This window comes from Pseudodesulfovibrio karagichevae, from assembly GCF_041414475.1.
GTDB classification, from domain to species: Bacteria; Desulfobacterota; Desulfovibrionia; order Desulfovibrionales; family Desulfovibrionaceae; genus Pseudodesulfovibrio; species Pseudodesulfovibrio karagichevae.
Genome location: NZ_JBGLYH010000052.1, coordinates 1 through 25,897, shown reverse-complemented (window position 1 = coordinate 25,897; position 25,897 = coordinate 1). Strand labels below are relative to the sequence as shown.

21 protein-coding genes are annotated in these 25,897 nt (G+C 66.1%); 9 read left to right on the top strand and 12 right to left on the bottom strand.

Annotation, left to right across the window (positions count from 1 at the left end; translation table 11 throughout):
• Positions 1-68: 68 nt before the first annotated feature.
• The 3 genes from AB6M95_RS15265 to corA all read right to left on the bottom strand — a co-directional run bounded on the left by AB6M95_RS15265 (position 69) and on the right by corA (position 2,134).
• Positions 69-671 carry a YceI family protein gene (locus tag AB6M95_RS15265; protein ID WP_371387611.1) on the bottom strand — a complete coding sequence of 201 codons (603 nt, stop codon included), beginning with the start codon at positions 669-671 and terminating at the stop codon, positions 69-71.
• Between the two features lie 85 nt (positions 672-756).
• On the bottom strand, positions 757-1,047 hold the full coding sequence (locus tag AB6M95_RS15260; protein ID WP_371387610.1) for a hypothetical protein: 291 nt from the start codon (positions 1,045-1,047) through the stop codon (positions 757-759).
• A gap of 22 nt (positions 1,048-1,069) precedes the next feature.
• Positions 1,070-2,134, bottom strand: a complete 1,065-nt coding sequence (gene corA / locus AB6M95_RS15255) for a magnesium/cobalt transporter CorA (protein WP_371387609.1) — start codon at positions 2,132-2,134, stop codon at positions 1,070-1,072.
• A gap of 138 nt (positions 2,135-2,272) precedes the next feature.
• Here corA and AB6M95_RS15250 point away from each other — a divergent pair, with 138 nt between their 5' ends.
• Both AB6M95_RS15250 and AB6M95_RS15245 read left to right on the top strand, forming a co-directional pair.
• Positions 2,273-3,346, top strand: coding sequence for a mechanosensitive ion channel family protein (locus AB6M95_RS15250; RefSeq protein WP_371387608.1), 1,074 nt, complete (start codon positions 2,273-2,275; stop codon positions 3,344-3,346).
• Positions 3,347-3,465: 119 nt separating this feature from the next.
• The gene (locus tag AB6M95_RS15245) at positions 3,466-3,642 is read left to right on the top strand and encodes a PLDc N-terminal domain-containing protein (protein WP_371387607.1); all 177 of its coding nucleotides are present in this window, start codon (positions 3,466-3,468) and stop codon (positions 3,640-3,642) included.
• 26 nt (positions 3,643-3,668) lie between these two features.
• On the opposite strand, the gene AB6M95_RS15240 is transcribed toward AB6M95_RS15245, so the two are convergent.
• The 4 genes from AB6M95_RS15240 to AB6M95_RS15225 form a co-directional block, all read right to left on the bottom strand.
• Complete coding sequence (locus AB6M95_RS15240; protein WP_371387606.1) at positions 3,669-4,694, bottom strand: succinylglutamate desuccinylase/aspartoacylase family protein; 1,026 nt, start codon at positions 4,692-4,694, stop codon at positions 3,669-3,671.
• Positions 4,695-4,722: 28 nt separating this feature from the next.
• On the bottom strand, positions 4,723-5,628 hold the full coding sequence (gene rimK / locus AB6M95_RS15235) for a 30S ribosomal protein S6--L-glutamate ligase (protein ID WP_371387605.1): 906 nt from the start codon (positions 5,626-5,628) through the stop codon (positions 4,723-4,725).
• Positions 5,629-5,636: 8 nt separating this feature from the next.
• Entirely contained in the window at positions 5,637-6,116 is a 480-nt protein-coding gene (locus AB6M95_RS15230; protein WP_371387604.1) for an ATP-dependent zinc protease family protein, read from the bottom strand.
• An 85-nt stretch (positions 6,117-6,201) separates the two neighbouring features.
• Positions 6,202-8,037 (bottom strand): SLC13 family permease, encoded by a 1,836-nt coding sequence (locus AB6M95_RS15225; protein ID WP_371387603.1) that lies wholly within the window; start codon positions 8,035-8,037, stop codon positions 6,202-6,204.
• A gap of 224 nt (positions 8,038-8,261) precedes the next feature.
• Here AB6M95_RS15225 and AB6M95_RS15220 point away from each other — a divergent pair, with 224 nt between their 5' ends.
• The 3 genes from AB6M95_RS15220 to AB6M95_RS15210 are packed head-to-tail and all read left to right on the top strand — an operon-like array spanning position 8,262 to position 14,533.
• Positions 8,262-11,411, top strand: a complete 3,150-nt coding sequence (locus AB6M95_RS15220) for a PAS domain S-box protein (protein WP_371387602.1) — start codon at positions 8,262-8,264, stop codon at positions 11,409-11,411.
• Positions 11,408-12,580, top strand: coding sequence for a TMAO reductase system periplasmic protein TorT (gene torT / locus AB6M95_RS15215; RefSeq protein WP_371387601.1), 1,173 nt, complete (start codon positions 11,408-11,410; stop codon positions 12,578-12,580). The genes AB6M95_RS15220 and torT overlap by 4 nt, the downstream gene beginning before the upstream one ends.
• A 3-nt stretch (positions 12,581-12,583) precedes the next feature.
• Entirely contained in the window at positions 12,584-14,533 is a 1,950-nt protein-coding gene (locus tag AB6M95_RS15210) for a cache domain-containing protein (RefSeq protein WP_371387600.1), read from the top strand.
• Here AB6M95_RS15210 and AB6M95_RS15205 read toward each other — a convergent pair.
• From AB6M95_RS15205 to AB6M95_RS15185, 5 genes are all read right to left on the bottom strand, one after another.
• Positions 14,530-15,726 carry a hybrid sensor histidine kinase/response regulator gene (locus tag AB6M95_RS15205; protein ID WP_371387599.1) on the bottom strand — a complete coding sequence of 399 codons (1,197 nt, stop codon included), beginning with the start codon at positions 15,724-15,726 and terminating at the stop codon, positions 14,530-14,532. The genes AB6M95_RS15210 and AB6M95_RS15205 overlap by 4 nt on opposite strands.
• Before the next feature lie 102 nt (positions 15,727-15,828).
• Complete coding sequence (locus AB6M95_RS15200) at positions 15,829-16,812, bottom strand: ABC transporter permease (protein WP_371387598.1); 984 nt, start codon at positions 16,810-16,812, stop codon at positions 15,829-15,831.
• Positions 16,812-17,855 carry an ABC transporter permease gene (locus AB6M95_RS15195; RefSeq protein ID WP_371387597.1) on the bottom strand — a complete coding sequence of 348 codons (1,044 nt, stop codon included), beginning with the start codon at positions 17,853-17,855 and terminating at the stop codon, positions 16,812-16,814. The genes AB6M95_RS15200 and AB6M95_RS15195 overlap by 1 nt, the downstream gene beginning before the upstream one ends.
• Positions 17,852-19,330 carry an ATP-binding cassette domain-containing protein gene (locus AB6M95_RS15190; protein ID WP_371387596.1) on the bottom strand — a complete coding sequence of 493 codons (1,479 nt, stop codon included), beginning with the start codon at positions 19,328-19,330 and terminating at the stop codon, positions 17,852-17,854. Before AB6M95_RS15190 ends, AB6M95_RS15195 begins: the two co-directional genes overlap by 4 nt.
• Before the next feature lie 2 nt (positions 19,331-19,332).
• Positions 19,333-20,508 carry a BMP family lipoprotein gene (locus AB6M95_RS15185; RefSeq protein ID WP_371387595.1) on the bottom strand — a complete coding sequence of 392 codons (1,176 nt, stop codon included), beginning with the start codon at positions 20,506-20,508 and terminating at the stop codon, positions 19,333-19,335.
• Between the two features lie 387 nt (positions 20,509-20,895).
• Between AB6M95_RS15185 and greA the strand changes: the two genes are divergently transcribed.
• The 4 genes from greA (at position 20,896) to AB6M95_RS15165 (ending at position 25,465) form a co-directional block, all read left to right on the top strand.
• Positions 20,896-21,390, top strand: a complete 495-nt coding sequence (greA, locus tag AB6M95_RS15180; RefSeq protein ID WP_371387594.1) for a transcription elongation factor GreA — start codon at positions 20,896-20,898, stop codon at positions 21,388-21,390.
• A 62-nt stretch (positions 21,391-21,452) separates the two neighbouring features.
• Positions 21,453-22,229 carry a hypothetical protein gene (locus AB6M95_RS15175; RefSeq protein ID WP_371387593.1) on the top strand — a complete coding sequence of 259 codons (777 nt, stop codon included), beginning with the start codon at positions 21,453-21,455 and terminating at the stop codon, positions 22,227-22,229.
• Positions 22,226-22,870: an RluA family pseudouridine synthase gene (locus AB6M95_RS15170; RefSeq protein WP_371387592.1), complete on the top strand. Its 645-nt coding sequence runs from the start codon at positions 22,226-22,228 to the stop codon at positions 22,868-22,870. Before AB6M95_RS15175 ends, AB6M95_RS15170 begins: the two co-directional genes overlap by 4 nt.
• 411 nt (positions 22,871-23,281) lie before the next feature.
• A complete protein-coding gene (locus AB6M95_RS15165; RefSeq protein ID WP_371387591.1) occupies positions 23,282-25,465 on the top strand; it encodes a glutamine synthetase III family protein in 2,184 nt (727 codons plus the stop codon).
• Positions 25,466-25,897: the final 432 nt, after the last annotated feature.

The following is a 25,897-nucleotide window of genomic DNA, read 5'->3' as shown; positions in this document are numbered from 1 at the left end:
CCCGGCCGCCGGAGGCGACAAAAAAAGGGCCCGGCGCGTCAGCGCCGGGCCCTTTTAATTGTTGTTGTCTACTTGGGTTGGATGGCTTCGAGGTCGACGGCTATGTTGACCGTATTGCCGACCATGAAGCCGCCGCCATCCAGGGGGGCGTTCCAGTCGACGCCGTAGTCGCGGCGGTCGATGGAGAACAGGGCGGTGGCCCCTTTGCGGGTGTTGCCCCAGGGATCGACGCGCGGGTCGTCGAGGCCGGTGACGGTCAGTTCCACGTCATGGGAGGTGCCCTTGATGGTCAGGACGCCGGCCACGGTGAACCCCTTGTCCGTCGGGAAGACCCGGGTGCTCTTGAAGGTCATGGTCGGGTGTATTTCGGCCGCGAAGAAGTCGCCGCTCTTGAGGTGGGCGTCGCGCGCCTCGACCCCGGTGTCGATGCTGTTCACGTCGATGGTGATGTCGAAGGCGGTGGGCTTGTCGTGGTCGAATTCGATGGAGCCGGTCACGGCCGGGAACATGCCGCGCACCTGGGCGATCATCATGTGCCGGATGGAGAAGTGGGCGGCGGAGTGGTCCGGGTCCACCTTCCAGGTCTGCGCGCTGGCCGTGGCGGCCAGGGCCAGGGTCAGCAGCAGGGCGGCGAACGCGGGCAATGCCCGATGGAGTGTGGTCTGTTTCATGGTCAATCCTTGGGTTTTCGTACTCGTCTTGCCTGTTCTTCCGATGATACGTTGTTTTTTGCGGACTGCAAGGGGGGGCGGCCGGTTAGGAGAATGTGGGCGGCTTGGGCTGGGATTTTTTGCTTTTGACGCACAGCCGGTAGGTCAGGACCGCGCCGAAGATCGCGCCGACGAGCAGGGTGCCGAGCAGGAGCAGGATGCGCGAGGTGGCGAAGGTGAACCACAGGAACGAAACCTGTGTCTGTTCGGTATTCTGGAGCAGGAAGACGATCCACAGGACGACCAGGGCGGCGATGCTGCCGAGGCGGATTTTCTGCCAGGTGGTCAGTCCGGTCTTGGGTTGGTTCAGGTCCGGGGCGGACGGGGTCTTTTCCATGAGGGGCCTCCTTTTGGGGGGACTAGATCCATTTTCGTTTCTTGAAATACAGGAGCATGCCCACGGCCACGCAGGCCATGCCGCCGAGCAGGAAGAAGTAGCCGTAGCGCATCTTCAACTCGGGCATGAACTCGAAGTTCATGCCGTACAGCCCGGCCAGGAAGGACAGGGGGATGAAGATGGTGGCGAAGATGGTCAGAAACTTCATGACGTCGTTGAGGCGGTTGGCCACGGCCATGTTGTAGCTGTTCAGGTGGTCGTTGAGCATCTCGCGGTAGGTTTCCACGGCCTCGGCGATCTGTTCGGCCATGTCCTCGAGGTCGCGCAGGTACGGGTTGATCTCGTCGCTGACGAGATCGTTCTCGGTCTTGACCAGCTTGAGGGCGATCTCGCGGGCCGGGCGCACGGCCCGGCGCACGAAGGCCATTTCGCGGCGGTAGACGTTGATCTCTTCGAGCAGTTCCGGGTCCGGGGCGTCCAGGAGGTCCTCGTCAAAGGCCTCGATGCGGTCGCCCAGGATCTCGATGACCTTGAGGTAGTTTTCGAACACGCAGTCGAGCAGGGCGTAGAGCAGGTAGTCCGGGCCGCGCTGGCGCAGCCTGCCGGACTGGCGGCGGATGCGTTCGCGCACGGGCTCGAACACGTCGCCGGGCTGTTCCTGGAAGGTGATCAGGCAACGGCCGGTGAGCACGAAGGAGAGCTGTTCCGAGAGGATACGGTCGTGGTCCTCGTTGATGGAGAGCATTTTCAGGGTGATGAACACGAGGTCCGGGGACTCGTCCATCTTGGGCCGGTGGCCGGTGTTGACGATGTCTTCGAGGATGAGCGGGGGGATGGAGAAGGCCGCGCCCACGCGTTCCATGACCTCGGGCACGTGCAGGCCGTCCACGTTGAGCCAGGAGGTGGTCCTGCTGGTCAGGCACGGGGTGAGCACGTCCGCGTCGCGGAGGACCTCGTCGCGCAGGGTGTCGTCGTCGTAGTCGATGATCCGCAGGCGGGGCTCGTCGGTCTTTTGCTGGCCGACGAAGATGAGCGATCCCGGCGGTTTGCCCGCCGTCTGGTCATACTTTTTCAGGAATCTGGCCATGGACTCCTCCGGTTCATCCTCCGTGGCGGCACGGGGTGCCGCGCGCGCTGTCGTTGCCGTAAACTCCAAATATGATATATCGTATCGGCAGCGGATGAAACCGTTTTCCCACGGAAAAAGCCATCAAGGGAGTTGGACATGGATTCGACGGATATGGTCGGTTGGCTGATCAGGATACTTCTGGCGCTGGTGGTCGGGGTGGCCGCGTTCACCCTGATCCGGCTGTTCAAGGGCGGCCAGGCCCGGCGCTGGCGCGACCTGCGCGAGCTGTTGTCGCGGTCCCTGAAGCGGCGGGTGGTCCTGTTCCTGACGGTCTTCGCCTCGGCCGTGGCCCTGTCCATCCTGGCCGCGCCGTCCAAGCTGCCCGAGGGCTGGTCCGGCCCGGCGGTGACGGCCATGAACACGGCCTGGGTCCTGCTGGCGGCCTGGGCGGCCACCCTGGTGCTGTCGGCCCTGACCGGCCTGGTCCGCTGGAAGTACAACATGGACGTGGAGGACAACCAGGGCGCGCGCGAGGTCCAGACCAAGGTGCGCATCCTGCACCGGCTCATCGTCATCATGGTCTGGTTCGCGGCGGCGGCCGCCATCCTCATGCAGTTCGAGCGCTTCCGCCTGCTGGGCGGGACCATGCTGGCCTCGGCAGGCGTGCTCAGCATCGTGCTCGGCATCTCGGCCCAGAAGACCTTCGGGGCGATCATCGCGGGCATCCAGATCGCCCTGGCCCACCCCATCAACCTGGACGACGTGGTCATCGTCGAGAACGAGTGGGGGCGCATCGAGGAGATCACCTTCACCTACGTGGTGGTCCGGCTGTGGGACATGCGCCGGTTGGTGGTGCCGATCACCTATTTCACCGAGACCGTGTTCCAGAACTGGACCAAGAAGTCGGCCGAGATCATCGGCTCGGTCTTTCTCCAGGTGGACTACGCCACCCCGCTCGAACCGCTGCGGGCCGAGCTGAAACGGCTGTGCGAGGGGGCCGGGGGGCTGTGGAACGGCAAGACCTGCGCGCTCCAGGTGACCGACGCCGGGGCGGAGTCCATGACCCTGCGGGCCATCGTCAGCTCGCCGGACGCCTCGAAGGCGTGGGACCTGCGCTGCCTGGTGCGCGAGGGGCTGATCGTCTACCTCAACGCCCATTGTCCCCAGTGCCTGCCCAAGCGCCGCGTGCTGTTGCAGGACCCCGGCCGGGAACGGGACGGGGAGTCGTGATCGCGGATTCCACGTTGTGCGCGGGGAGGAAAATGTGCTAAGGTAGGGTATCGTCTTTCCTGGAGAACGGTTCCGGCGGAGGCGCTCAAACATTCATTCGAACGCTGGAGTGGATTGCTATGATGGGATTTGGCGGATTGCTCGGACTGCTCGTTCTGGTGCTGGACGTCTATGCGCTGGTCAAGATTTTCCAGAGTTCGGCGGGCACCGGCGGCAAGGTCCTGTGGATCGTGCTGGTGCTGCTCTTCCCGGTGCTCGGTTTCCTGTTCTGGCTCCTGATGGGGCCCAAGGGCTGAGTCCGGCGCATTGACGCTCCTTCCAGTCAGCGCGCCACCCTGGCGTCCATGACCATTTCCGAATACTCGTCCACTGAGGCCTGGGCCTGGCGCGGCGCGTCGAACCGGGCGATGTGCATGACGGCATCGCCCTTGTAGACCGAGGCCAGGGACTGGTCGCCGATGATCACCCCGTCCCGGGGCGCGATCAGGGCCGTGGATTTGCCGTCGATGGGGTCGTGGATGGTTCCGAGGATTTCGCCCTCGGCGACGTGCTGGCCGAGCTTGGCCGCTGCCCGGAACAGCCCGCTGGCCGGGGCCCGGCACCAGGCCCGGTCCGTGGCGATCTGTAACGGGACCTGTCGGCGTTTGCGCTTGCCCGCCGGGAGCATGCCCAGGGATTCGAGCACGGACGTGATGCCGCGCAGCCCGGCGCGGATGGAAAATTCGTCGAAGCGCAGGGGCTCGCCCGCCTCGAAGAGCAGGACGCGCACGCCGCTCTCCTTGGCCGCCGCGCGCAGGGAGCCCTCCAGGCCGGACAGGTCCAGGGCCAGGGGCGCGCCAAAGGCCTCGGCCATGGCCAGGACCACCGGGTCCTCCATGTCGCCCCGGATGTGCGGCAGGTTCCGGCGGTGGTTGGAGCCGGTGTGCAGGTCGATGCCGTAGCCGCATTTTTTGACCACGTTCTCGAAGAAGACCGAGGCCAGCTCCGAGGCCAGGGACCCGCCCTCCTTGCCGGGGAAGAACCGGTTCAGGTCGCGGCGGTCCGGCAGGTAGCGGGTGTTGGCCATGAACCCGTAGATGTTCACGATGGGGATGGCGTACAGGGTCCCGGCCAGCTGGTTGAGCCTTTTCAGGCGCAGCAGCCGCCGGATGACCTCCACGCCGTTGAGTTCGTCGCCGTGGATGGCCGCGCAGACGAACAGGGACGGGCCCTCGCGCCTGCCGTGGAAGACGTGGACCGGCATGGCCGAGCCCTGGCGCAGGAAGGTGTCGGGCACGGGCAGGAGCACCGTGGCGCGGCTGCCCGCGTGCACGGTCGTGTCGCCGATGGTGACGGGCGCTCTGGTCATTGGCCTCTCCCCTTGTCTCCGCGCCGGCCTAGCCCTTGCCGCGCGTCTTGGTCTTGCCGGGCTTGGCGTTCTTTTCGATGAACTCGATGATCTTGTCCGCGATGTCGATGCCCGTGGCCTTCTCGATGCCCTCCAGGCCGGGAGAGGAGTTGACCTCCATGACCACCGGGCCGTGGTTGGATCTCAAGAGGTCCACGCCGCAGACGTTCAGGCCCATGATCCGGGCGGCCCGGACCGCCGTGGAGCGCTCCTCCGGGGTGATCTTGACCGGCTCGGCGCTGCCGCCGCGATGAATGTTGGAGCGGAACTCGCCCTTGCCCGCCGTGCGCCGCATGGCCGCGACCACCTTGCCGCCGACCACCAGGCAGCGGATGTCCGATCCCTTTGCTTCCTTGATGTATTCCTGGACCAGGATGTTGGCGTTCAACCCCTGGAAGGCCTGGATGACGCTTTCGGCCGCGTGCCGGGTCTCGGCCAGGACCACGCCGATGCCCTGGGTGCCCTCCAGCAGCTTGACCACCAGGGGCGCGCCGCCGACCACGTCGATGAGGTCGCCGGTGAACTTGGTGGAGCTGGCGAAGCCCGTGACCGGCAGGCCGATGCCCTTGCGCGAGAGCAACTGCAGGCTGCGCAGCTTGTCGCGGGAGCGGGTGATGGCGATGGACTCGTTCAGGCTGTACACGCCCATCATCTCGAACTGGCGCACCACGGCGCAGCCGAAGAAGGTGATGGACGCGCCGATGCGCGGAATGATCGCGTCCACGGACTCCACCCGCTCGCCCTTGTAGTGGATGGACGGGCTGTGCGAGGTGATGTTCATGTAGCAGCGCAGGGGATTGATGACCTCCACCTCGTGACCGCGAGCCTTTCCGGCATCGACCAGGGCCGTGGTGGAGTACAGGCTGGCCTTGCGCGAAAGGATGATGATTTTCATATGGGCTGTTATCCTTTGTTCCGTTTTGCGTACGCTCGTTTGCCGGGAGCGTTTCCGGCCTGCATGGACAGGGACGGGTCCACGAGCAGCCGCCCGGACATGGCGTTGCGTCCGAGGAGCATGCGGAACTTCATCTCGTCCCGGTTGGTCAGGGTCAGTTCGATGGGCCAGGCCCGCCCGGCCAGAAGCAGGGTGGTGGCTATGACATGGCGGTTCTGGCTTTGTCCACCCGAATTGGTGACTTTTCTGCGATCCACCAGGGGGGCCGTGCAGGGGATGACCAGGTCGTCGTCGCCCTGCAGGGGATGGATGTTGAAGGATACGAAACGGATGCCGTCGCGCTCAAACGGTTCGACGTCAAAGGCGTGCAGGGCCGAGGTCCGCGCCCCGGTGTCCACTTTGGCCTTGATGGCGGGCACGTTCAGGTCCGGCAGGGCGATCCACTCCCGCCAGCCGATGATCATCTTCGGTTCTTTCGGTCTTTTCATGGGCTCTTGTTTCTGATTGTCGGGCCGCCCGATGGGACGGGCCGGTTGCGGCGCGGGGGCAGGCCCCGGTATGCGCCAGGATGCGTCACATGTAGAAGAAAGGCAACAGGAACGAGAACGCCCCCCACATGATCAGGACCAGGGGCACGCCCACCTTGAGAAAGTCGGAGAAGGCGTACTCGCCCGCGTTCATGACCAGCAGGTTGGTCTTGTAGGCCATGGGCGTGGCGTAGCTCATGTTCGCCCCGAAGAGCACGGCCAGGACGAAGGGCTCGGCGGGCAGCCCCATCTGCCGGGCGATGGACACGGCGATGGGCGTGCCGATGACCGCCGTGGCGTTGTTGGAGATGACGTTGGTCAGCCCGGCCATGAGCAGCATCAGGCCGCTTAAGACCATGGCGGGCGAGGCGTTTCCGGACAGGGCCACGAAGGCCGAGCCGAGGTACTGGGCCCCGCCGGTCCTGATCATGGCCGTGCCCAGCGCCAGGCTGGTGACCACGATGAGGATGACCTGGACGCTCAGCGCGCGGGTGGCGTCGCGCCAGGTCAGGCAGCCCGTCAGGATCATGAGCAGGGCGCCCGCCGTGGCGCCGATGGCGATGGGCAGCGCGCCGACGGCCGCGGCCACGATCACGGCCAGCATGATGGCCAGGGCCAGGGGGGCCTTGCTGGAGTAGGGCAGGTCCATGGTCGAGTCGAGGACCAGGAAATCGGTGCTCCGCTTCTGCTCGGCGATGTTCCGGCGCGGGCCCTGGACGAGGAGGATGTCGCCCACGCGCAGCCGGATGTCGCCCACGTGGTCCTCTACGCGCTCGTAGCGCCTGCCCGAGCGGTGGATGGCCAGGGCGACGAGCCCGGTGCGCTCGAAGAACCGGTCGTCGTTCAGGGTGGTCCCGTGCAGCCGGGAGCCCTGGAACACGGCGATCTCGGCGATCTGCTGGTCTTTGTCGCTCAGGGGGTTGTCCTCGGTGACCGGTTCGTCCTCGGACCCCGCCGGATACAGGGTGCCGTTCAATATCCGTTCGAATTCCTTGAGTCTTTCCGGCGTGTCGCTGACCACCATGTGGTCGCCCGGGGCCAGGGTCACGTCCGGCAGGAGCATGATCCGGTTGCCCTCGCCGCGCTCCAGGGAATTGATCTTCATCCGGTTGCCGGTCATGTCCAGGGCCTTGAGCAGTGGCTGGCCGTCCAGGGGGCCGCCTTCGGTCACGGCCAGGTGGGCGGTGAAAATCCTCGGCGAGGAATCGGCGATGCATATCTTGCGGTCGGGCAGCAGGCGCGGGGCCACGAGCCAGAGGTAGGCCGCGCCGAGCAGGCCCGCGAGCACGGCCGGCGCGGCGAAGTCGAACATGTTGAACGGGGTCAGCCCCATCTCCATGGCCACGGCCACCACCAGGAGGTTGGTGGAGGTGCCGATGGTCGTGGTCGTGCCGCCGAGCAGGGTGGAGAAGCCCATGGGCATGAGCACCTTGGCCGCCGGGGTGTCGGTCTTGAGCGACACGCTGATGAGCACCGGCAGGAGCAGGACCACCACGGGCACGTTGTTGATGAAGGCGCTGATGAACCCGCCGAGCAGCAGGGTCAGGAGCAGGGAGAGGCCGGGGCTGACCCGCCAGAACCGGGCCAGGGAGCGGCCCACGGGGTCCAGCGCCCCGGTGCGCAGGATGCCCTGGCCCGCGATCATCAGGGCGCAGACCGCCACCAGGGCCTCGTTGCCGAACCCGAGGAAGAAGTCCGCGGCCCGGAGGCGCACGCCGTCCGCCGTAAAGGGGAAGACCTCGAAGCCCACGGCCAGGCAGACCAGGACCACCAGGCTGGAGGTCTCCAGGGGGAGCCTGTCGCGGCTGAACAGGACCAGGGCCAGGCCGGTCAACAGGAGCACGCCGACGGCATGGGGGTTGGGCGGGAGTGGGATGGTCATGCTGGTTCCTGTGCTTCGCGGGGCTGAAGGTGAATGCCGTTTTTCCTGACCCTGAAAACCAGCATAGCACATTTCTCCGCCGCGGGTAATGGGGCTTGCGCGGGCCGTTGGAGGCTGCGGGAGGCGGATTCTAATCGTATTCCGTCCCTCCTGTTTTCATGCTAGGCAATGAGCGAGGTGCCTTCCGCGCACAACCGGCGCCCGCTCAACCCTCGGAGGAATTGGTGGAATACGATACTATTGAGCAATGCGGACAGCGCATAGCCGAGCTTGAGGCCGAACTTTCGAGCGCGGAGCGGCGCTGGCGAAGCGTCCTCGAACACATGCCCCAGATCGGCGTCGGCCTGGACACCGAGGGGCGGGTGGTCTTCGCCAATCGCCATCTGCTCGAACTGACCGGCTGGACCCTCGACGAGGTGCGCGGGAAGAGCTGGTTCGACATCTTCCTGCCCGAGGACGAGCGCGAAGGCATCCGGGAGATATTCCGGACCACCATGGCCCGCAGCGACGTGGGCCCGCACTCCTGCCACACCAACGAGATCGTCACCCGCGACGGGGCACGGCGGACCGTCGCCTGGTTCAACGTCCTGAGTCTGGATACCGCAGGGGCCGTGCAGGACGTGACCTGCATGGGCATCGACCTGACTGCCCAGGAGGAGGCCCGCGAGGCGGTCCAGATCAGCGAGGAGCGGCTCAAGCTCGCCCTGGACGCGGCCAACGACTCGGTCTGGGATCTCAACAGCGAGACCGGGGAGGTTTTTGTCAGCCCGCAGCTGACCACGCTGCTGGGCTACCCTCCCAGCGCCGTCGCGGGCACCTACGAAACCTGGATGGGGCTGGTACATCCGGACGACAGGGCCACGCTCGAGAAGGTCCTGTGGGGGGCGGCGGAGCGGCGGGAGTCCTTTGAGTGCGAGATCCGCATCAAGGCCGCGGACGGGACCTGGAAGTGGGTCCTGGACCGGGGCAAGGCGGCCGAGCCCGGCGATGACCGGAGCCCTGTCCGCATGGTCGGCACCCTCCAGGACATCCACGCCCGCAAGACCGCCGAGGAGGAGCTGCGCCGGGCCAAGATGGCCGCCGACCTCGCCAACAGCGCGCTCAAGGTTAACATGGCCCACCTGCGCACCCTCATGGAGACCATGCCCGAGCTGGTCTGGGTCAAGGACGCGGATGGGGTCTACCTGTTCTGCAACCACCGGTTCGAGCGGCTCTACGGGGCCAGGGAGGCCGACATCGTCGGCCACACGGACTTCGATTTCGTGGATGCCGATCTGGCCGAGTTCTTCCGCGCGCACGACCGCGCGGCCATGGAGTCGGGCAAGCCGTGCGTCAACGAGGAGCAGGTCACCTACCGCGACGACGGCCACGTGGAGTACCTGGAGACCATCAAGACCCCGCTGTACGACAGCGACGGCAAGCTCATCGGCGTGCTCGGCGTGGCCCGCGACATCACCGAGCGCAAGCGCATCTCGGACGAGCTCAAGGAGAGCGAGCTGCGCTTCAAGGTCCTGCACAACGCCTCCTTCGGGGGCATCTTCGTCCACGACCACGGCGTTCTGCTCGACTGCAACCAGGGGCTCTCCGACATCACCGGCTACACCCAGGAGGAGCTGGTCGGCATCGACGGCCTCAAGCTTGTGGCCGAGTCCGTGCGCGGCGACGTCAGGGACAAGGCCCTCCAGCGGCTCGATCGCCCCTACGAGACGGTGGGGCTGCGCAAGAACGGCGAGGAATACCCCCTGCGGATAGCGTCCAAGAACATCCCCTACAAGGGCCGCATGGTCCGCGCGGTGGAGTTCCGGGACATCACCGACCGCAAGCGCGCCGAGGATGAGCTCCGGGACAGCGAACGCCGCCACCGGGTCATCTTCGAGAACTCCCCGCTGGGTATGATCCGCTTCAGCCATGACGGGCGCATCCTGGACTGCAACGACCGCTTCGTGGAGATGATGGGCTCCATCCGGGACACGCTCATCGGTTTCCAGATCCTGCACGGCTCCAACCAGAAGATGCGCCGGGCCCTGGAGACCGCCATCGCCGGGCACCCCTCGTCCTATGAGGACTACTACGCCTCGCAGACCGGGAGGCGGGAGTCCTACCTGCACGTCCAGTTCAACCCCGTGAACCCGGGGCACGCGCCCACCGAGGTCATCGCCACCCTGGAGGACTTCAGCGAGCGCAAGCTGGACCAGGACGCCCTGCGGGAGGCCAAGGAGCAGGCCGAGGCCTTCAGCCGTTCCAAGACGGAATTTCTGACCAACATGAGCCACGAGATACGGACCCCGCTGAACGGGATTCTGGGCATGCTCCAGCTCATGCAGTCCACCGGGCTGACCCCGGAGCAGACCGAGTACATCGGGGCCGCGCTCCAGTCCACGCGGCGGCTGCTGAACCTGCTGACCGACATCCTGGACCTGTCCAGGGTGGAGGCGGGCAAGCTGGTGGTGCGCAACGCCCCCTTCGACCTGGTGGAGACCTGCGAGCAGGTCTGCGACCTGTTCAAGCTGACCTCGACCCAGTCCGGGGTCTCCCTGGTCTGCGAGCTGGGCGAGAACGTCCCGCGCCACGTGGTCGGGGACGCCATCCGGCTCCAGCAGGTCCTGACCAACCTCCTGGGCAACGCCTTCAAGTTCACGACCTCGGGCAGCATCGTCATGGCCGCGCACCGGCTGCCGGACACGGTGCCGAACGGCTACCGCATCCTGTTCACCGTGTCCGACACCGGGGTGGGCATCCCGGACGGGATGGTCGACGTCCTGTTCGACGCCTTCACCCAGGTCAGCCACGGGTACACCCGCCAGCACCAGGGGGCCGGGCTCGGGTTGTCCATCTGCCGGAACCTGGTCGGCCTCATGGGCGGGACCATGGCCATCGAGAGCGAGGAAGGGTTGGGCACCACCCTGTACGTATCCCTGCCCTTCGGGGTAGGGGCCGGCGAGACGCAGGCGGCCGAGGCCGCCGGAACGCGCCGCCGGACAGGGGGCCGTCCGCTGTCCATCCTCCTGGCCGAGGACGAACGGGTCAACAGCCTGGTCATGCAGCGCATCCTGGAGAAGTGCGGGCACTCGGTGGTCGCCGTGGAGAACGGCGCGCAGGTCCTCAAGGCCCTGCGGACCGCGTCCTTCGACGTCATCCTCATGGACATCCAGATGCCGGTCATGGACGGCGTGGAGACCGCACGGGCCATCCGCGCCGGAGAGGCCGGGGAGGATGTGGTCGGGATTCCCATCGTGGCCGTGACCGCCTACGCCATGGTCGGGGATCGCGAGAAGTTCCTGGCGGCGGGCATGGACCGGTACGTGGTCAAGCCCATTGAAGTGGCGAAGCTGGAACAGGCCCTGGCGGACGTCTGTCCGGGGAGGGCTTCATGATTTTCGGACGGCTCCGGCGCGGCGACGCCTTCCGCTGGGCGGGCGTGCTGCTGTCCCTGGCCCTGCTCGCGGCGGCCGTCCCGGCGCTCGGCGAGGGCAACGTCCCCCCGTGGTGGCCCATCCCGGTCAAGAGCTGGTACGGCATCTACGATCCGGGCCGCAAGGCACCGGGCCAGGCCGCGGACAGCCTGAACCGGCCCAAGCTCGAGGAGTGGACGCCCCCCCGGCCGCCCTCGGGCCGGTACACCGTGGGCGTGTGCGTCCCGCACCTCAAGGACCCCTACTGGGTCGCCGTGAACTACGGCATCATTGCCGAGGCCCGGCGGCTCGGCGTGGGCGTGCGCATGACCGTGGCCGGGGGCTACAACGAGGGGGCCCGGCAGGTGGAGCACCTGCGCGCCCACCTCAAGGACGGGGTGGACGGCGTCATCCTCGCGGCCGTGGACTACGACGGCGGCGGCCCGGCCATCGAGGAGCTGCGCGAGGCGGGCATCCCGGTGGTGGAGGTGGTCAATGACATCCTGGCCCCGGCCGTGTCCGCCAAGGCTCTGGTTTCCTTCCACGAGGTCGGCTACCTGGTCGGCGAATACGTGGCCGAGCACGCGGAGAATTCCGGGCTGGACACGTTGCGCGTCATTTTTCTGCCCGGTCCGCGCAACGCGGGCTGGGCCCCGGAGACCCTGGGCGGCTTCATGGAGGCCATGGAGTATTATCCGGGCCGCGTGGACGTGGTCGACGTGGCCTGGGGCGACACCGGGCGCGAGGAGCAGGCCCGCCTGCTGCGTCGCAGCCTGGCCGAGCACAAGGGCGTGAACTACGTGGTGGGCAACGCCGTGGCCGCCGAGGCCGCGCCGGAGATTCTCCGGGAGATGGGGCTGGAGAGCAAGGTCTCGGTGGTCTCGTCCTACATCATGCCCTCCCTCTACGACCATATCGTCCGGGGGGAGGTCCTGGCCGCGGCCGCCGACCTGAACGTGTACCAGGGCCGCATGGCCGTGGACATGATGGTCCGCATCTTCAACGGCGAGGTGCCGGGCCGGGATTTCCCCTTCCGCGCCGGGCCGTTCATCCCCATGGTGACCACCGAAAACATCGCGAACTATCCCTACGAGGGACTGTTCGGGCCGCGCGACTACCAGCCGGTCTTCGACCTGGAGCCCGGAGGATAGGCCGTGCTCCACCTGACCGATTCGCGCATACGGACCAAGCTCTACGTGGCCTACGCCGGGGCTTTCCTGGTCATCTTCCTGGTGGCAGGGGGGATCATTCATGCCCAGGTCAGGGAGATTCTGCGCCGGAACATCGAAAACGAGCTGGCCAAGACCACCGAGGCCCTGCGCACCATGGTCCGCGCCTCGGTGGACGTGTCCATCCGCAACTACATGCGGGCCGTGTCCGAGAAATGCCTGGACGAGGCCCGGGACCTCCACCGCCAGGTCAAGCGGGGGCGGCTGACCGAGGCCGAGGCCAAGGAGCGGGCCCGCCACGCCTTCCTGAGCCAGACCATCGGCCGCACGGGCCGGGTGTACTGCCTGAACAGCCAGGGCATCATGGTCGTGCACCACAAGCGCGGCCTGGTCGGCGTGGACATGTCCGGATTGTCCTTCGTGCGCGAGCAGATCCGGCGCAAGGAAGGGTACATGACCTACGAGTGGAAGGAGCCCCTGGAGACCCTGCGGCGCTCCAAGGCCGTGTACATGACTTATTTCGAACCGTGGGACTGGATCATCTCCGCCTCCTCCTACCGCGAGGAGTTCGTCCAGCTGGTCAACGTGGAGGACTTCCGCCAGCGGTTCTTCGAGCTGCGCTCGGGCCGGTCGGGCTATCCCTACGTCCTGGACTACAGCGGCTACCTGCTCATCCACCCCTACCTGCGCGGGCTCCACTACCGCGACTACGACTCGCCGGGGCAGCGCGCGGTGGCCGAGCGCATCGTCAGTGAGCGCAACGGGCATTTCGACTACATGTGGCGCAATCCGGGAGAGAGGGAACTCAAGAAGAAGGTGGTCTACTTCAAGGACATCCCGGAGCTGGGCTGGGTGGTGGCCTCGTCCAGCTACTACGAGGATTTTCAGCAGCCGCTCGACTCCATCGGCTACGTCATGCTCACGGCCCTGGCCGTGGCCGTGCTGCTCATGATCCCGGTCTCGTTCGGCATCGGCGCGCTCATCACCCGGCCCATCAACCGGCTGCAGGAGAACTTCGCCCGGGCCGCGGACGGCGACTTCTCCGTGCGCATGGAGCAGCACTCCCGCGACGAGCTGGGCCTCATGGCGGGATATTTCAACGCCTTCATGGAGCGGCTGACCGCCTACAGCGCGGACCTGGAAAGCGAGATCGACCGCCGCCGGGAGACCGAGAAGGAGCTCATCGCCATGGACCGGACCAAGACCATGTTCCTGGCCTCGGCCTCCCACGAGCTGCGCACGCCGCTGACCTCGATCATCGGCTTCCTGCGGCTCATGGAGAAGCATTTCAACTCCCGGTTCATGCCCGTGCTCGGGCCCCTGGACCCGCTGGGCGCCCAGGCGCGACAGTTCGAGAAGAACCTGACCATCGTCCGCGTGGAGGCGGACCGGCTGGGCAGGCTGGTCAACGACCTCCTGGACCTGAGCAAGATCGAGGCCGGGCGCATGGAGTGGCGCGACAAGACCCTGTCCGTGGACCGGGTCCTGCGCCGCGCCGCCGAGGCCTCGGGCGCGCTGGCCGAGGAGAGGCCGGGCGTCAAGCTGGTGGTCCAGTCCCTGACCGAGCCCATGGCCATCAAGGCCGACGAGGACAAGATCCACCAGGTGCTCATCAACCTGCTCAGCAACGCCTTCAAGAACACGGACGCGGGCAGCGTGACCCTGTCCGCGGTGAAGACCGTGGCGGGCGCGTACTTCTCGGTCTGCGACACCGGGCGGGGCATCTCCGAGGACGAGCGGGAACGGATTTTCGACATCTTCTACCAGGGCAGGGACGAGAACAAACGCTCCACCCACGTCTTCGGCACCGGACTGGGATTGTCCATCTGCCGGAAGATCGTGGCCCATTACGGGAGCCGTCTGGTGGTGGATTCGGTGCTCGGAAAGGGGAGCTGCTTCCGGTTCTCCATCCCCTTTGCGGAGCCGGAGGACTAGGCCGGTTCGGGCCGGGCGTCGCCTTCCATGTTCAGGGAGAAGGGCAGGGAGACGAAGAAGGTGCTGCCCTGACCCAGGACGCTCTCCACGCGGATTTTTCCGCCCAGCTTTTCCACCAGATATTTGGAGATGGTCAGGCCGACGCCGGGGCCGGAGAGCCGCTTGGTCATGACCTTTTCGCCGATCTCGAAGCTGTGGAAGATGGTCTCCAGCCGGTCGGAGGGGATGCCCACGCCCGTGTCCGAGACCGCGAAGCGGATCATGACCCGGTCCTGGGCCGCCCCGGCGAAGTGGTCCGGGTCGATGCGCACGTCCAGGGTGACCTTGCCCTTTTCGGTGTAGCGGAAGGCGTTGAGCAGGATGTTGTTCAGGGCCTGGGAGGTCTCGAGCGGTGCGCCGTACAGGGTGTCGGGCAGGTCGCCGTGGGCGATGAATTCGAAATCGACGCCCTTTTTCACGGCATAGGAGTGGAACACGGCGGCCAGCCGGGACAGCACCTTGGGAAAGTCGAAGAACTTGCGGTCGATGCGCACGGCGTCGGACTCGAGCATGGTCAGGTCCAGGAGCTGGTCGAAGAGCCCGGCCAGCTGGGCGGCCCCGTCGTGCAGCGGGCGGATCAGCTCCAGCCGCTCGGGGTCGGTGTCGATCTCCAGCAGCAGGCTGGACAGCCCCATGATGTGGTTCAGCGGGGTGCGCAGCTCGTGGCTGATGTTGGCCAGGAAGGCCGACTTGGCCCGGCTGGCCTCGTCCGCCTTCTCCTTGCTCTTCTCGAGTTCCAGCGTCCGTTTGCGGACCTTTTCCTCCAGCTCCCGGTTCTGGTTGTACAGGGCCAGGTGGGTCCTGATGCGGGCCTGGACGATGGCCGGGTTGACCGGCTTGGTGATGTAGTCCACGGCCCCGAGGGCCAACCCCTTGGCCTCGTCCTCGCTCTGCGACTTGGCCGTGATGAAGATGACCGGGACCTGCTTGGTCCGCTCGTCGCTCTTGAGCCTGCGGCAGACCTCGTAACCGTCCATCTCGGGCATCATGATGTCCAGGAGGATGATGTCCGGGAGCGCGTTGTAGAGGATGTCCAGGGCCGTGACCCCGTTGAGCGCCACCAGCAGCTTGTAGTCATCCTTGAGGACGTCGACCAGCAGGTCGATGTTCAGTCGGTTGTCGTCGACAACCAGCACGGTGGGGCGTTCGCTCATTACCATTGGGGCTCCATGAATTCAGGGACTATAAGGGAATTAGCGCATTTCCCATTACGGAGCAAGGGACTCTGCGAAGTATTCCGCCGGGGAACCCTGTGATCAAAGTCCCTTCTTGGGATCGAAGTCCTGGCCCAGGGCGGCCGGGGCCTCGATGGACCAGCTTTTGGAGAAGGCCTTGAGGAACGGGTGGCGGCGGACGATGTCCTGGACCCAGCCCATGCGGCCCATGTTCACGGCCAGCAGGGTCAGGATCATCATCGGGAAGGGGGCCACCTGGAAGACCGGGGCCGGGATGGACGGGAAGATCTCCTGGAGATAGATGCCGGATACCTGCAGGGCGGCGAAGAAGAACGCGCCGAGCGCGGTGCGCACCGGGTGCCAGCCGCCGAAGATGACGATGGCCAGGGCGATCCAGCCCGCGCCCTCGCACCCCTGGGGCCTGCCCCAGCCGGGCTTCACGGCCAGGGAGTACGCCCCCCCCGCCAGACCCACCAGGGCCCCGCCCGCCAGGCAGTAGTACAGCCGGACCAGCCGCACGCGGATGCCGCGCCCGAACGCCGCACGCGGAGACTCGCCCACGGCCCGCAGGCGCATGCCGCCCTCGGTGCGGTACATCCACCACCAGCAGAAGGCGATGGCCGCCAGGCTCAGGTAGACCACCGGGGACTGGGCGCCGAAGATCAGGCCCACGAAGGGCGCGTGGCCCAGGCCCGGGATGGTCCACAGGCCGAGGTCCGGCCCGGGCTGGCGGGAAAAATTGTGGCCCAGGAAGTAGGCCAAATCGCGGGACAAAAGGGTCAGGATGAAGCCCACGGCCAGCTGGGACTGGCCCAGGTAGATGCCGATGACGCCGAGCACGCCCGCGATGGCCGCGCCCACGCCCGCGCCCGCGAGCATGCCGAGCCAGGGCGAGTCGAAGGTGGCCGAGCAGGCGAAGGCGGCCATGGCGGACAGCAGGATGGATCCGTCGAGCGACAGGTTGATGATGCCCGCCTTCTCGGTCAGGGTCTCGCCCAGGGTGGCCAGGACCAGGGGCGCTCCGGCCATCAATACGGCCGCGATGGTCAGTGCGAAGGTGTCCATCAGTCGTTCTCCTTCCTTTGCTTCAGCCACAGCCGCAGGCCCTGCACGATGAACAGGGACAGGACCATGATCCCCTGGATCACGCCGGACAGGGAGGAGTCCAGGCCCAGCTGCAGCGGCAGCTGGATGGAACCCACGTTGAGGATGGCGAAGAACAGGCAGATGAACGGCACGAGGGACAGCCGGAACGAGGCCATCATGCCCACCAGCAGGGCGGTGTAGCCGTAGCCGGACGAGATGTTCGGCAGCAGCCGGTGGTAGACGCTCAGGACCTGGGTGGCCCCGGCCAGCCCGGCCAGGCCGCCGCAGAGCATGAAGGCCTGGAGCAGGCGGCGGCGCGGTCCCAGGGCGAACAGGGTGGCCGCCTTGGGGTTCTCGCCCACGGCGCGCATCCTGAGCCCCCACTTGGTGCGGTAGAGCAGGATGTAGACCAGGACGATGGCCGCGCAGGCCAGGGCCAGCCCCACCCAGCTGACGGAGAGGCTGCCGAGCCTGGGCAGCCACAGGGAGATATCCAGCGGTTTGGTCCCGGACATGGAGGCCACGCCGGGCCGCTTCCACGGGCCGAAGATGAGCCACAGGGTCACGCCCAGGGCCACGAAGTTGAGCCCCAGGCCGGAAAAGATCTCGTGTACCCGGCCGAAGACGCGCAGCAGACCGGCCAGCAGGGCCCAGAGTGCGCCGCCGACCACGGACGCGGCCAGGGCCAGGATGATGACCCCGGTTCCGCCGCCGTCCTCGAAGGGCCTGAGCGCGGCGGTGGCGAAGATGGCCCCCATGATGACCTGGCCCTCCACGCCGATGTTCCACAGCCGGGCCGTGAACGGGATGAGCAACCCCACGGAGCAGAGCGTCAGGGGCACCCATCCGGCCAGGACGCGGCCGATCTTGGCCCAGGAGCTGACCCCGCCCTTGAAGAGCACGTAGATGGTCTCGAGCGGCGGGGCCCCGGCGGGCCAGGCCACGATCACGGTCAGGACCAGGGCCAGGAGCAGGGCCAGGGCGAGCCAGCCTGTCTGGACCAGGAGGGAGTCGCGGTTCATGCCGCACCTTCCTTGAGCTCGTCGTAGCGCTTGCCGGCCATGAGCGCGCCGACCACCTCCATGGAGATGTCGTCGCCCTGGACCACGGCGGCCATGTTCCGGTCGTAGAAGACGATGACCCGGTGGCTGTGCTCGAGCACCTCCTCCAGGTCCGGGGAAAAGAAGATCAGGGTGGCCCCGTCCGCGCAGCGCCGCTTGAGGTGGTTCCAGACCTGACGGGCCGAGCCCGCGTCCAGGCCGCGCGTGGGGTGCTCCATGAGCAGCAGTTTCGTTTCGTCCGGGATGAGCGAGAGCAGCAGCCGCTGCTGGTTGCCGCCGGACAGCGCCACGGCGTGGGTGTCCGGGTGGGCCTGGAGGTTGAACTTGTCCACGCACTGGGAGCGGTAGAACTCGCCGAGGTCGCCCGACTTGTCCGGGAAGGCCAGGGTGATGTGCTCCATGAGGTTCAGGTTCGGGAACAGGGCGAGCCCCAGCCTGTCGGCGGGCACGAACTGGACCCCGGCTTTGCGCAGGGCGCGGAAGTCGTTGGACGCGAACCGGGTTCCGTCCAGGTCGAAGGCGCCGCCGGGCATGCGGTCCAGGCCGCACAGGCCGCGCAGGAACAGCTCCTGGCCCGAGCCGTCGAGCCCGGCCAGGCCGATGCACTCGCCGGGCCTGGCCGTGAAATTCAGTCCGCCCATGGAGTATTTGGGCCCGGCGAAGAGCACGTCGTGCATGGCCAGGCGGGGCGTATCGGTGACCGGGGGCAGTTCGGGCAGGGGCTCCACCTCGCCGTCGGCGGCCTCGCCGAACATGAGGTGGACCAGCTCGTGCTCGTCGTAGGGCGGGGTCAGGGTGGAGACCAACCGCCCCTGGCGCATGATGAAGATGGAGTCGGCCATCTCGAAGGCCTCGGACAGCTTGTGGGTCACGAGCACGATGGTGTGGCCCTCTTCGCGGGCCAGCTTCATGAGCAGGTCGAAGAGGTCCTGCTTCTGCTCCGGGGTGATGCCCGTGGTCGGCTCGTCCAGGATCAGGGTGGTGGCCCCGAGGTCGAGCAGGCGCAGCAGCTCCAGGAGCTGGCGCTCGCCCACGGTCAGGCTGGAGACCGGCTCGTCGGGCAGGAAGCAGGCGTCCAGGCGGAAGGAGAGCTCGCCGATGATGTCGACCACTTCCTTCTTGCTGCGTTTGGGCGCGCCGAGCTGGAAGTTCTCCCACACGGGCATGGCCGGGAAGTCGAGGGGGTCCTGGTAGAGCATGCCCACGCCCTTTTCCCTGGCCAGGGCCGGGGTCAGGTGGGTCAGGGTCTCGCCCCCGATGGTCAGTTCGCCGGACGTGGGCCGGGTGTGCCCGGCGAGCACGCGCATGAGCGTGGACTTGCCCGCGCCGTTTTCACCGACCAGGGCATAGATGCGGCCGGGTTCGAGGGTCAGGCTGATGCCGTCGTTGGCCCGAACCCGGCCGTAGTGCTTATGTATGTCGTTGAGAACGATCATCCCTATTGGGGGGAGGAGAGTCCTTCCATGCCCTGCAGCAGCTGCTGCATGTACCAGATCTGCTTGTCGGTGGCCTTTTCGCCGGCCTTCAGGAACGGGGTGCCGTCCTGGTAGTTGAGCGGGCCGGTGAAGAGGGCGAGCTTGCCGGAGCCGAGCTCGGCGATGAACTTGTCGAGCGCGGCCTTGGTCTCGGCGGACATGCCGGGGCCGGGCATGAAGCCCACCGGGGACTTGTCGGCGTTGTTGATGTCGGCCCAGTAGGGGGCGACCCACTCGAAGCCGGGCTTGTAGGAGCCGTCGGCCACGGCCTTGGCCAGCTTCAGGAAGCCCGGACCCCAGTTGAAATAGGGCACGCCGAGGCAGATGCCGCCCTGGCCTTCGCAGGCCTTCTCGTAGTCGTAGGGCAGGGCCCAGACCTTCTTGCCCGCGTCCGCGCGCTGCTTGGCCACGGTCACGGCCTCGGGGGTGTCGATGCCGGAGATGAGCACGTCGTAACCGGCGTCATACAGGGAGCCTGCCACCTGGGTGGGGTCGGCGGTCACGCCGGGGATGTTGAACCAGAAGCCGATCCACTTGACGTTGAAGGTCAGGTCCTTGGCATCCTTGCCGCGCACCTCGGTCCAGGCGTAGCGCGCGCCCAGGTAGGCGGCGGACATCAGACGGCGGGTCTCGTCGTTGATCAGCGGGCCGACCACGCCGATCTTGCCGGTCTGGGTGGTCATGGCCGCGGTGAAACCGGCCATCATCTTGGAGTAGATCATCTTGGCGAACAGGTTGCCCAGGTTGGCCGGGGCCTTGCCGGTCCAGGCGGAGTCGCCCGAGGCGTGAACGAAAATCTTGTCGGGGTGCTGGGCGGCGGCTTCGAGGATGCCGTCCTTCATGTCGTCGGAACCGGCGATGATCAGGTCCGCGCCCTTTTCGATCAGGTCGTCGGCCACCTGCGGGATGGTCAGGCCGGGACGGTCGGCGGGGTTGACCTTGTCGAGGTAGATCAGCCTGGCGCCGTCCATGTGGGCCTCGACGTATTTGCCGCCCTCATACTGGGCCTGGCTGTATCCCTTGTCGTTGTAGGGGCCGACCAGGATCAGACCGATGGTGAAATCCTTGGCGAAGGCCAGCCCGGACATGAGCATAAACGCGCTCAGAACCAGGACCGGCAGCATGGTGATACGTTTCATCCTCTCCTCCAGATTCGGTGCCCGCCCGTGACGGTGCGCGGCGTGTGCGGCGGGCTGTTGTGGTGTGGCGGCCCCGAATGGGGTCGGCAAAAAAAGCGGCGGGACCGGTGTAGCCGACACTCCCGCAAAAGTCTATTCTTGGATTAGAAGCCGTGGTCGTGTCAACCGGTTGTTAATTGGACTAATGATATGTAAGGCCCTGGACGGCGCCGCCGCGCGCAGGAGGATTCTACGCCCCTTGACCAAGACGTTTGGATGTTCTATCTGAACATTCAGTCAGCTGGATTGACGAATATGCAGCCGCGCAGCTTTTTCAAGGATCGCCGCGCGGCCTGTATCTTTTTTTACTTTCCGACTGAGAAAACACTTTAGAGAGGTTTTTTGACCATGGATCGCATTCCCATTTCGAAACAGGGATTTGAAAAGATCTCCCAGGAATTGGAAGATCTGAAGGCCCAACGGCCGGCCATCATTCAGGCCATTGCGGAAGCGCGCGCCGAGGGTGATCTTTCCGAGAACGCTGGGTATGACGCCGCCCGCGAGCGCCAGGGCATGCTCGAAGCGCGCATCACCTACATCAATTCGCACATGCCGCTGTTCGACGTGCTCGACCTGGACACCCTCTCCGGCGAACGGGCCATATTCGGAGCCACCGTCGAGGTGGAGGACCTGGACACCGAGGAGCGGCGGACCTTCACCCTGCTCGGCCCGGACGACGCGGACCACAAGAAGGGCTCCATCTCGGTGCTTTCCCCCATGGGCCAGGCCATCCTGGGCAAGGAGGAGGGCGACGAGGTCATCGTGGACGCCCCGCGCGGACGGATCGAATACGAGATCGTCTCCGTGGAGTTCCGCGGCGCGGCAGGGCTGAACCTCAAGTAGCGCCGACGCGCTCTCATCGACAGACCCGCCCCGCCGCCCGAGGGCGGCGGGGCGTTTTCACTATGCAGCCCACATCGATTAGCCCCCTCGGGGAGTTCGACCCCGCCGTCTCCTGCCGTGGCTGGTGCGTCCGCTGCGGCCGGGAGCATACCCTGCCCATCGGCCCGGCGCGCGGCCCGGCGCTCGACCTGTTCGACCGCATGGAGGCCGCAGGGCGCATCGACTTCGATTCGCCCGAGCCCGACCCCAGGCTGTCCACCGACTACCTCTACGGCAAGGCCGGGGGACAGATGTTCGGCGTGCTCGTGGCTGTCGACGGTTTCGGCGCGACCGTGGTGCTCAAGGCGTTCTCGGGCCAGTATAATTCCGTCTGGGAGCTGGACGGCTGGGCGCCGCCGCTGATCGACACCGCCCGGTTCCGGCGGGACACCTTCGAGGCCGAACAGCGCATCAAGGTCCTGGGCCGCGAGATCGTGGCGCAGCCCCTGGGCTCGCCCGCCCGCGATCGGCTCATCCACAAGCGCAGGCGCGCCTCCGCGACCCTCATGCAGGAGATCCACGCCATGTACCGGCTGCCCAATTTCCGGGGCCGGGTCGTGCCCCTGCCTCTGGCCGTGCACCCCGAGGGCAACGCGCCCACGGGCACGGGCGACTGCTGCGCGCCCAAGCTGATCGGCTATGCCGCCGCCCACGGCCTCACCCCCCTCGGGCTGGCCGAATTCTACTTCGGCCGGGCCAACCGCTCCGGCACCCGGGAGCACGGGCGGTTCTATCCCTCCTGCCTGGACAAGTGCGGCCGCATCCTCGGCTTCATGCTCTGCGGCCTGGAGGACGAGTGATCATCCCCGACGGGCTGAACGTGGTCTACGAGGACGACGTCCTCGTGGTCGTGGACAAGCCCTCCGGCCTGCTGTCCGTGCCCGGCAAGGGCGAGGCCAACCAGGACTGCGTGGCCGCCCGGGTCAAGGCCCGCTACCCCGGCTGCATCGACCAGCCCTCGGTCCACCGCCTGGACCAGGACACGTCCGGCCTGCTCGCCCTGGCCCTGACCGCCGAGGCTCACCGCGACCTGTCCGGCCAGTTCATGGACCGGCTGGTGGGCAAGCGGTACATCGCGCTCATCGACGGCGTGCTCGAAGGGCAGGGCGGGACCATCGAACTGAAGTTCCGCCTCGACCCCGACAACCGCCCGTACCAGGTCTTTGATCCGGTGAACGGCAAGCGCGGCGTGACCCGTTGGCGCAGGCTCGCCGTGGAGAACGGGCGCACCCGCGTGGAGTTCATGCCGCACACCGGCCGTACCCACCAGCTTAGGCTGCACGCCGCCCACGAGAAGGGGCTCGGCTTTCCCATCGTCGGCGACCGCCTCTACGGCACCGGCACCGGGCCGGGCCAGCTCAAGCTCCACGCCTCGCTTTTGCGCTTCCGCCACCCGGTCTCCCGCGTCCCCCTGGAGTTCGTCTCCGCAGCCCCGTTCTGATCCTCCCCGCCCGGTATCGCCTTGAGGGAGCCCGGATACCATTTTTGTGCTTTTCCGGAGCGTCGCTCCCGCGCCCCGGCGGGCCCCACCGAAGTGCCCAAGGTTACGGCGTTTTTTTCTTTTCATTTCCGTCAAGGATTTAGGGAATGAAATGACATGGTTGTGAAAAAATGCGTTTTTTTTTACAAAAATGTCATGGCAAAAGGGCGGAAAACAGGGGTTAAACTACATTTTCGTAGTAAAAAACGCTTCGTCTGGAAATCGCTTTGGCGTATCTGCCTGGATATACGACCTTTTCGGTGTTTGGCATATAACTTGGTATAAAGGGCGTCTAGACTACAAGGGTCAGGCGCCCTTTGGCCCGGCCGGACGCCGGAAAACCCATATTTAATTGCCTGGAAGGAGAATTACATGAGCGGATACCAGACTCGTCAGAACGCAATCAATGCGGTGACCAACTATCAACCCAGCACCGAGACCCTGAATTTCGCGGAGACCTCTCCGGCCGAGATCTTCGGCTGCAACGTCTTCAACGAAAAAGTCATGAAGGCGATGCTGCCCAAGGAAGTCTACAAATCCTTGATGAAGACCAAGATGAACGGTGAGAAGCTGGACCCCTCCGTGGCCGGTCCGGTGGCCGCCGCCATGCGCGAATGGGCCATGGCCAAGGGCGCGACGCACTACACCCACGTCTTCTATCCGCTGACCGGCCTGACCGCCGAGAAGCATGACAGCTTCCTGAACCCCGACGGCGCGGGCGGGGCCATCGCCGAATTCGAGGGCAAGCTGCTCATCCAGGGCGAGCCCGACGCCTCCTCCTTCCCGTCCGGCGGCCTGCGCGCCACCTTCGAAGCCCGCGGCTACACCGCCTGGGACATGACCAACCCGGCCTACATCCTCGAGAACCCCAACGGCACCTTCCTGTGCATCCCGACCGCCTTCGTCTCCTGGAAAGGCCACGCCCTGGACAAGAAGACCCCGCTGCTGCGCGCCAACCAGGCCCTGAACAAGGCCGGCCGCCGCTTCCTCAAGCTGTTCGGCGCGGACGACGGCTCCATGGTCGTGTCCAACGCCGGTCCGGAGCAGGAATACTTCCTGGTCGACCGCAACTTCTTCTTCGCCCGCCCCGACCTGATGGTCTGCGGACGCACCCTGTTCGGCGCCAAACCCTCCAAGGGCCAGGAGCTGGACGATCACTACTTCGGCGCCATCCCGCGCCGCGTGCTCTCCTTCATGATGGAGGTCGAGCGTGAACTGTACAAGCTGGGCGTGCCGGTCAAGACCCGCCACAACGAAGTGGCCCCCGGCCAGTTCGAGATCGCCCCGGTCTACGAGCAGTCCAACCTGGCCACCGACCACAACCAGATGGTCATGACCACCCTGAAGTCCGTGGCCAAGAAGTACGGCATGGCCTGCCTGCTGCACGAGAAGCCCTTTGCGGGCATCAACGGTTCCGGCAAGCACCTGAACTACTCCATCTCCACCCCCTCCCTGGGCTCCCTGTACTCCCCGGGCGACACCCCGCACAAGAACATGCAGTTCCTGGCGGTCACCGCGGCCACCATCCGCGCCGTGGAAAAATACTCCAAGCTGCTCCGCGCCGTGGTCGCCACCGCAGGCAACGATCATCGCCTGGGCGCCAACGAGGCCCCGCCGGCCATCATCTCCATCTTCCTGGGTGAGGAACTGGCCGAGATCTTCAACCAGATCGAACTGGGCGACCTCAAGGGCTGCAAGTCCAAGGGCTGCCTCGAGCTGGGCGTCGACACCCTGCCCCCGCTGCCCATGGATTCCGGCGACCGCAACCGCACCTCCCCGTTCGCCTTCACCGGCAACCGCTTCGAGTTCCGCGCGGTCGGCTCCAACCAGTCCATCGCCGGCGCCCAGGTGGCCCTGAACACCATCCTGGCCGAGTCACTGGACTTCATCACCGACGAGATCACCAAGATCACCGGCGGCAAGAAGGCCGGTCTCAAGGAAGCCTGCCAGAAGGTCCTGCAGGAGATCATGAAGAAGCACGGCCACGTGATCTTCAACGGCGACGGCTACGCCGACGCCTGGCAGAAGGAAGCCGCCAAGCGCGGTCTGCCCAACCTGAAGACCACCCCGGACGCGCTGCCCGCCATCATCGACAAGGACGTGGTCGCGGTCTTCGAGAAGTACGGCGTCCTCTCCAAGGACGAGCTGCACTCCCGCTACGAGATCTACCACGAGCAGTACTGCCAGCACATCGTCACCGAATCCCTGCTGACCATCAAGGTCGCCAAGACCATCATCCTGCCCTCCGCCATCCGCTACCAGGGCGAACTGGCCCAGGTCGCCGCGTCCATCAAGGCCGCCGGCATTGAGCCCCGCACCATCCTGCTCCAGGAAGTCACCGACAAGCTGCGTGACCTCCAGCAGAGCATCGTGGCCCTGGAAAAGATCGTGGCCAAGGAGGACTTCAAGTCCATCGAGGAAGACGCCAGGTACAAGGTCGAGAAGACCCTGCCCGCCATGCTCGCCGTGCGCGAAGTGGCCGACGCCCTTGAAGGCATCGTGGCCGACGACCTCTGGCCCCTGCCCAGCTACCAAGAGATGTTGTTCATCAAGTAGCGCGCTCCTGCCAAGCGTAAAAACAAGGGCTCCGGCGTTGCCGGGGCCCTTTTTTTACGCTTGTCGGAGCGCGTCCGGCTTCCGATAGCGGGCCATCTGCACATTTTCCGAGGGCCCGCCTGATCCTCACGTACTGGGGTACGCTGCGGTCAGGCGGACCCTCGAAAAATGCACAGCTGACCCACTCTCGAAAGCCTTGGTCCGTGCCGGCGCGGGAGTGAGAGCCGCTGTCGGGTGCCGGGGGCACCCGAATCGCTCCAAAGAAGGAGGGTTGCGCGAGGAGGTGGGAGAAGGGAGAGCCGCTGTTTGGGGCTTTGCCCCGAAGGCGCTTGAGGGAGGGGATGGGGAAAGCGAGGCCAAACTAGGTGGGAGCACCCCGCGAAGCGGCGATAAAAAGTTTGGGAAAAGGAGGGGATGGGGGGCCGGGGGAAG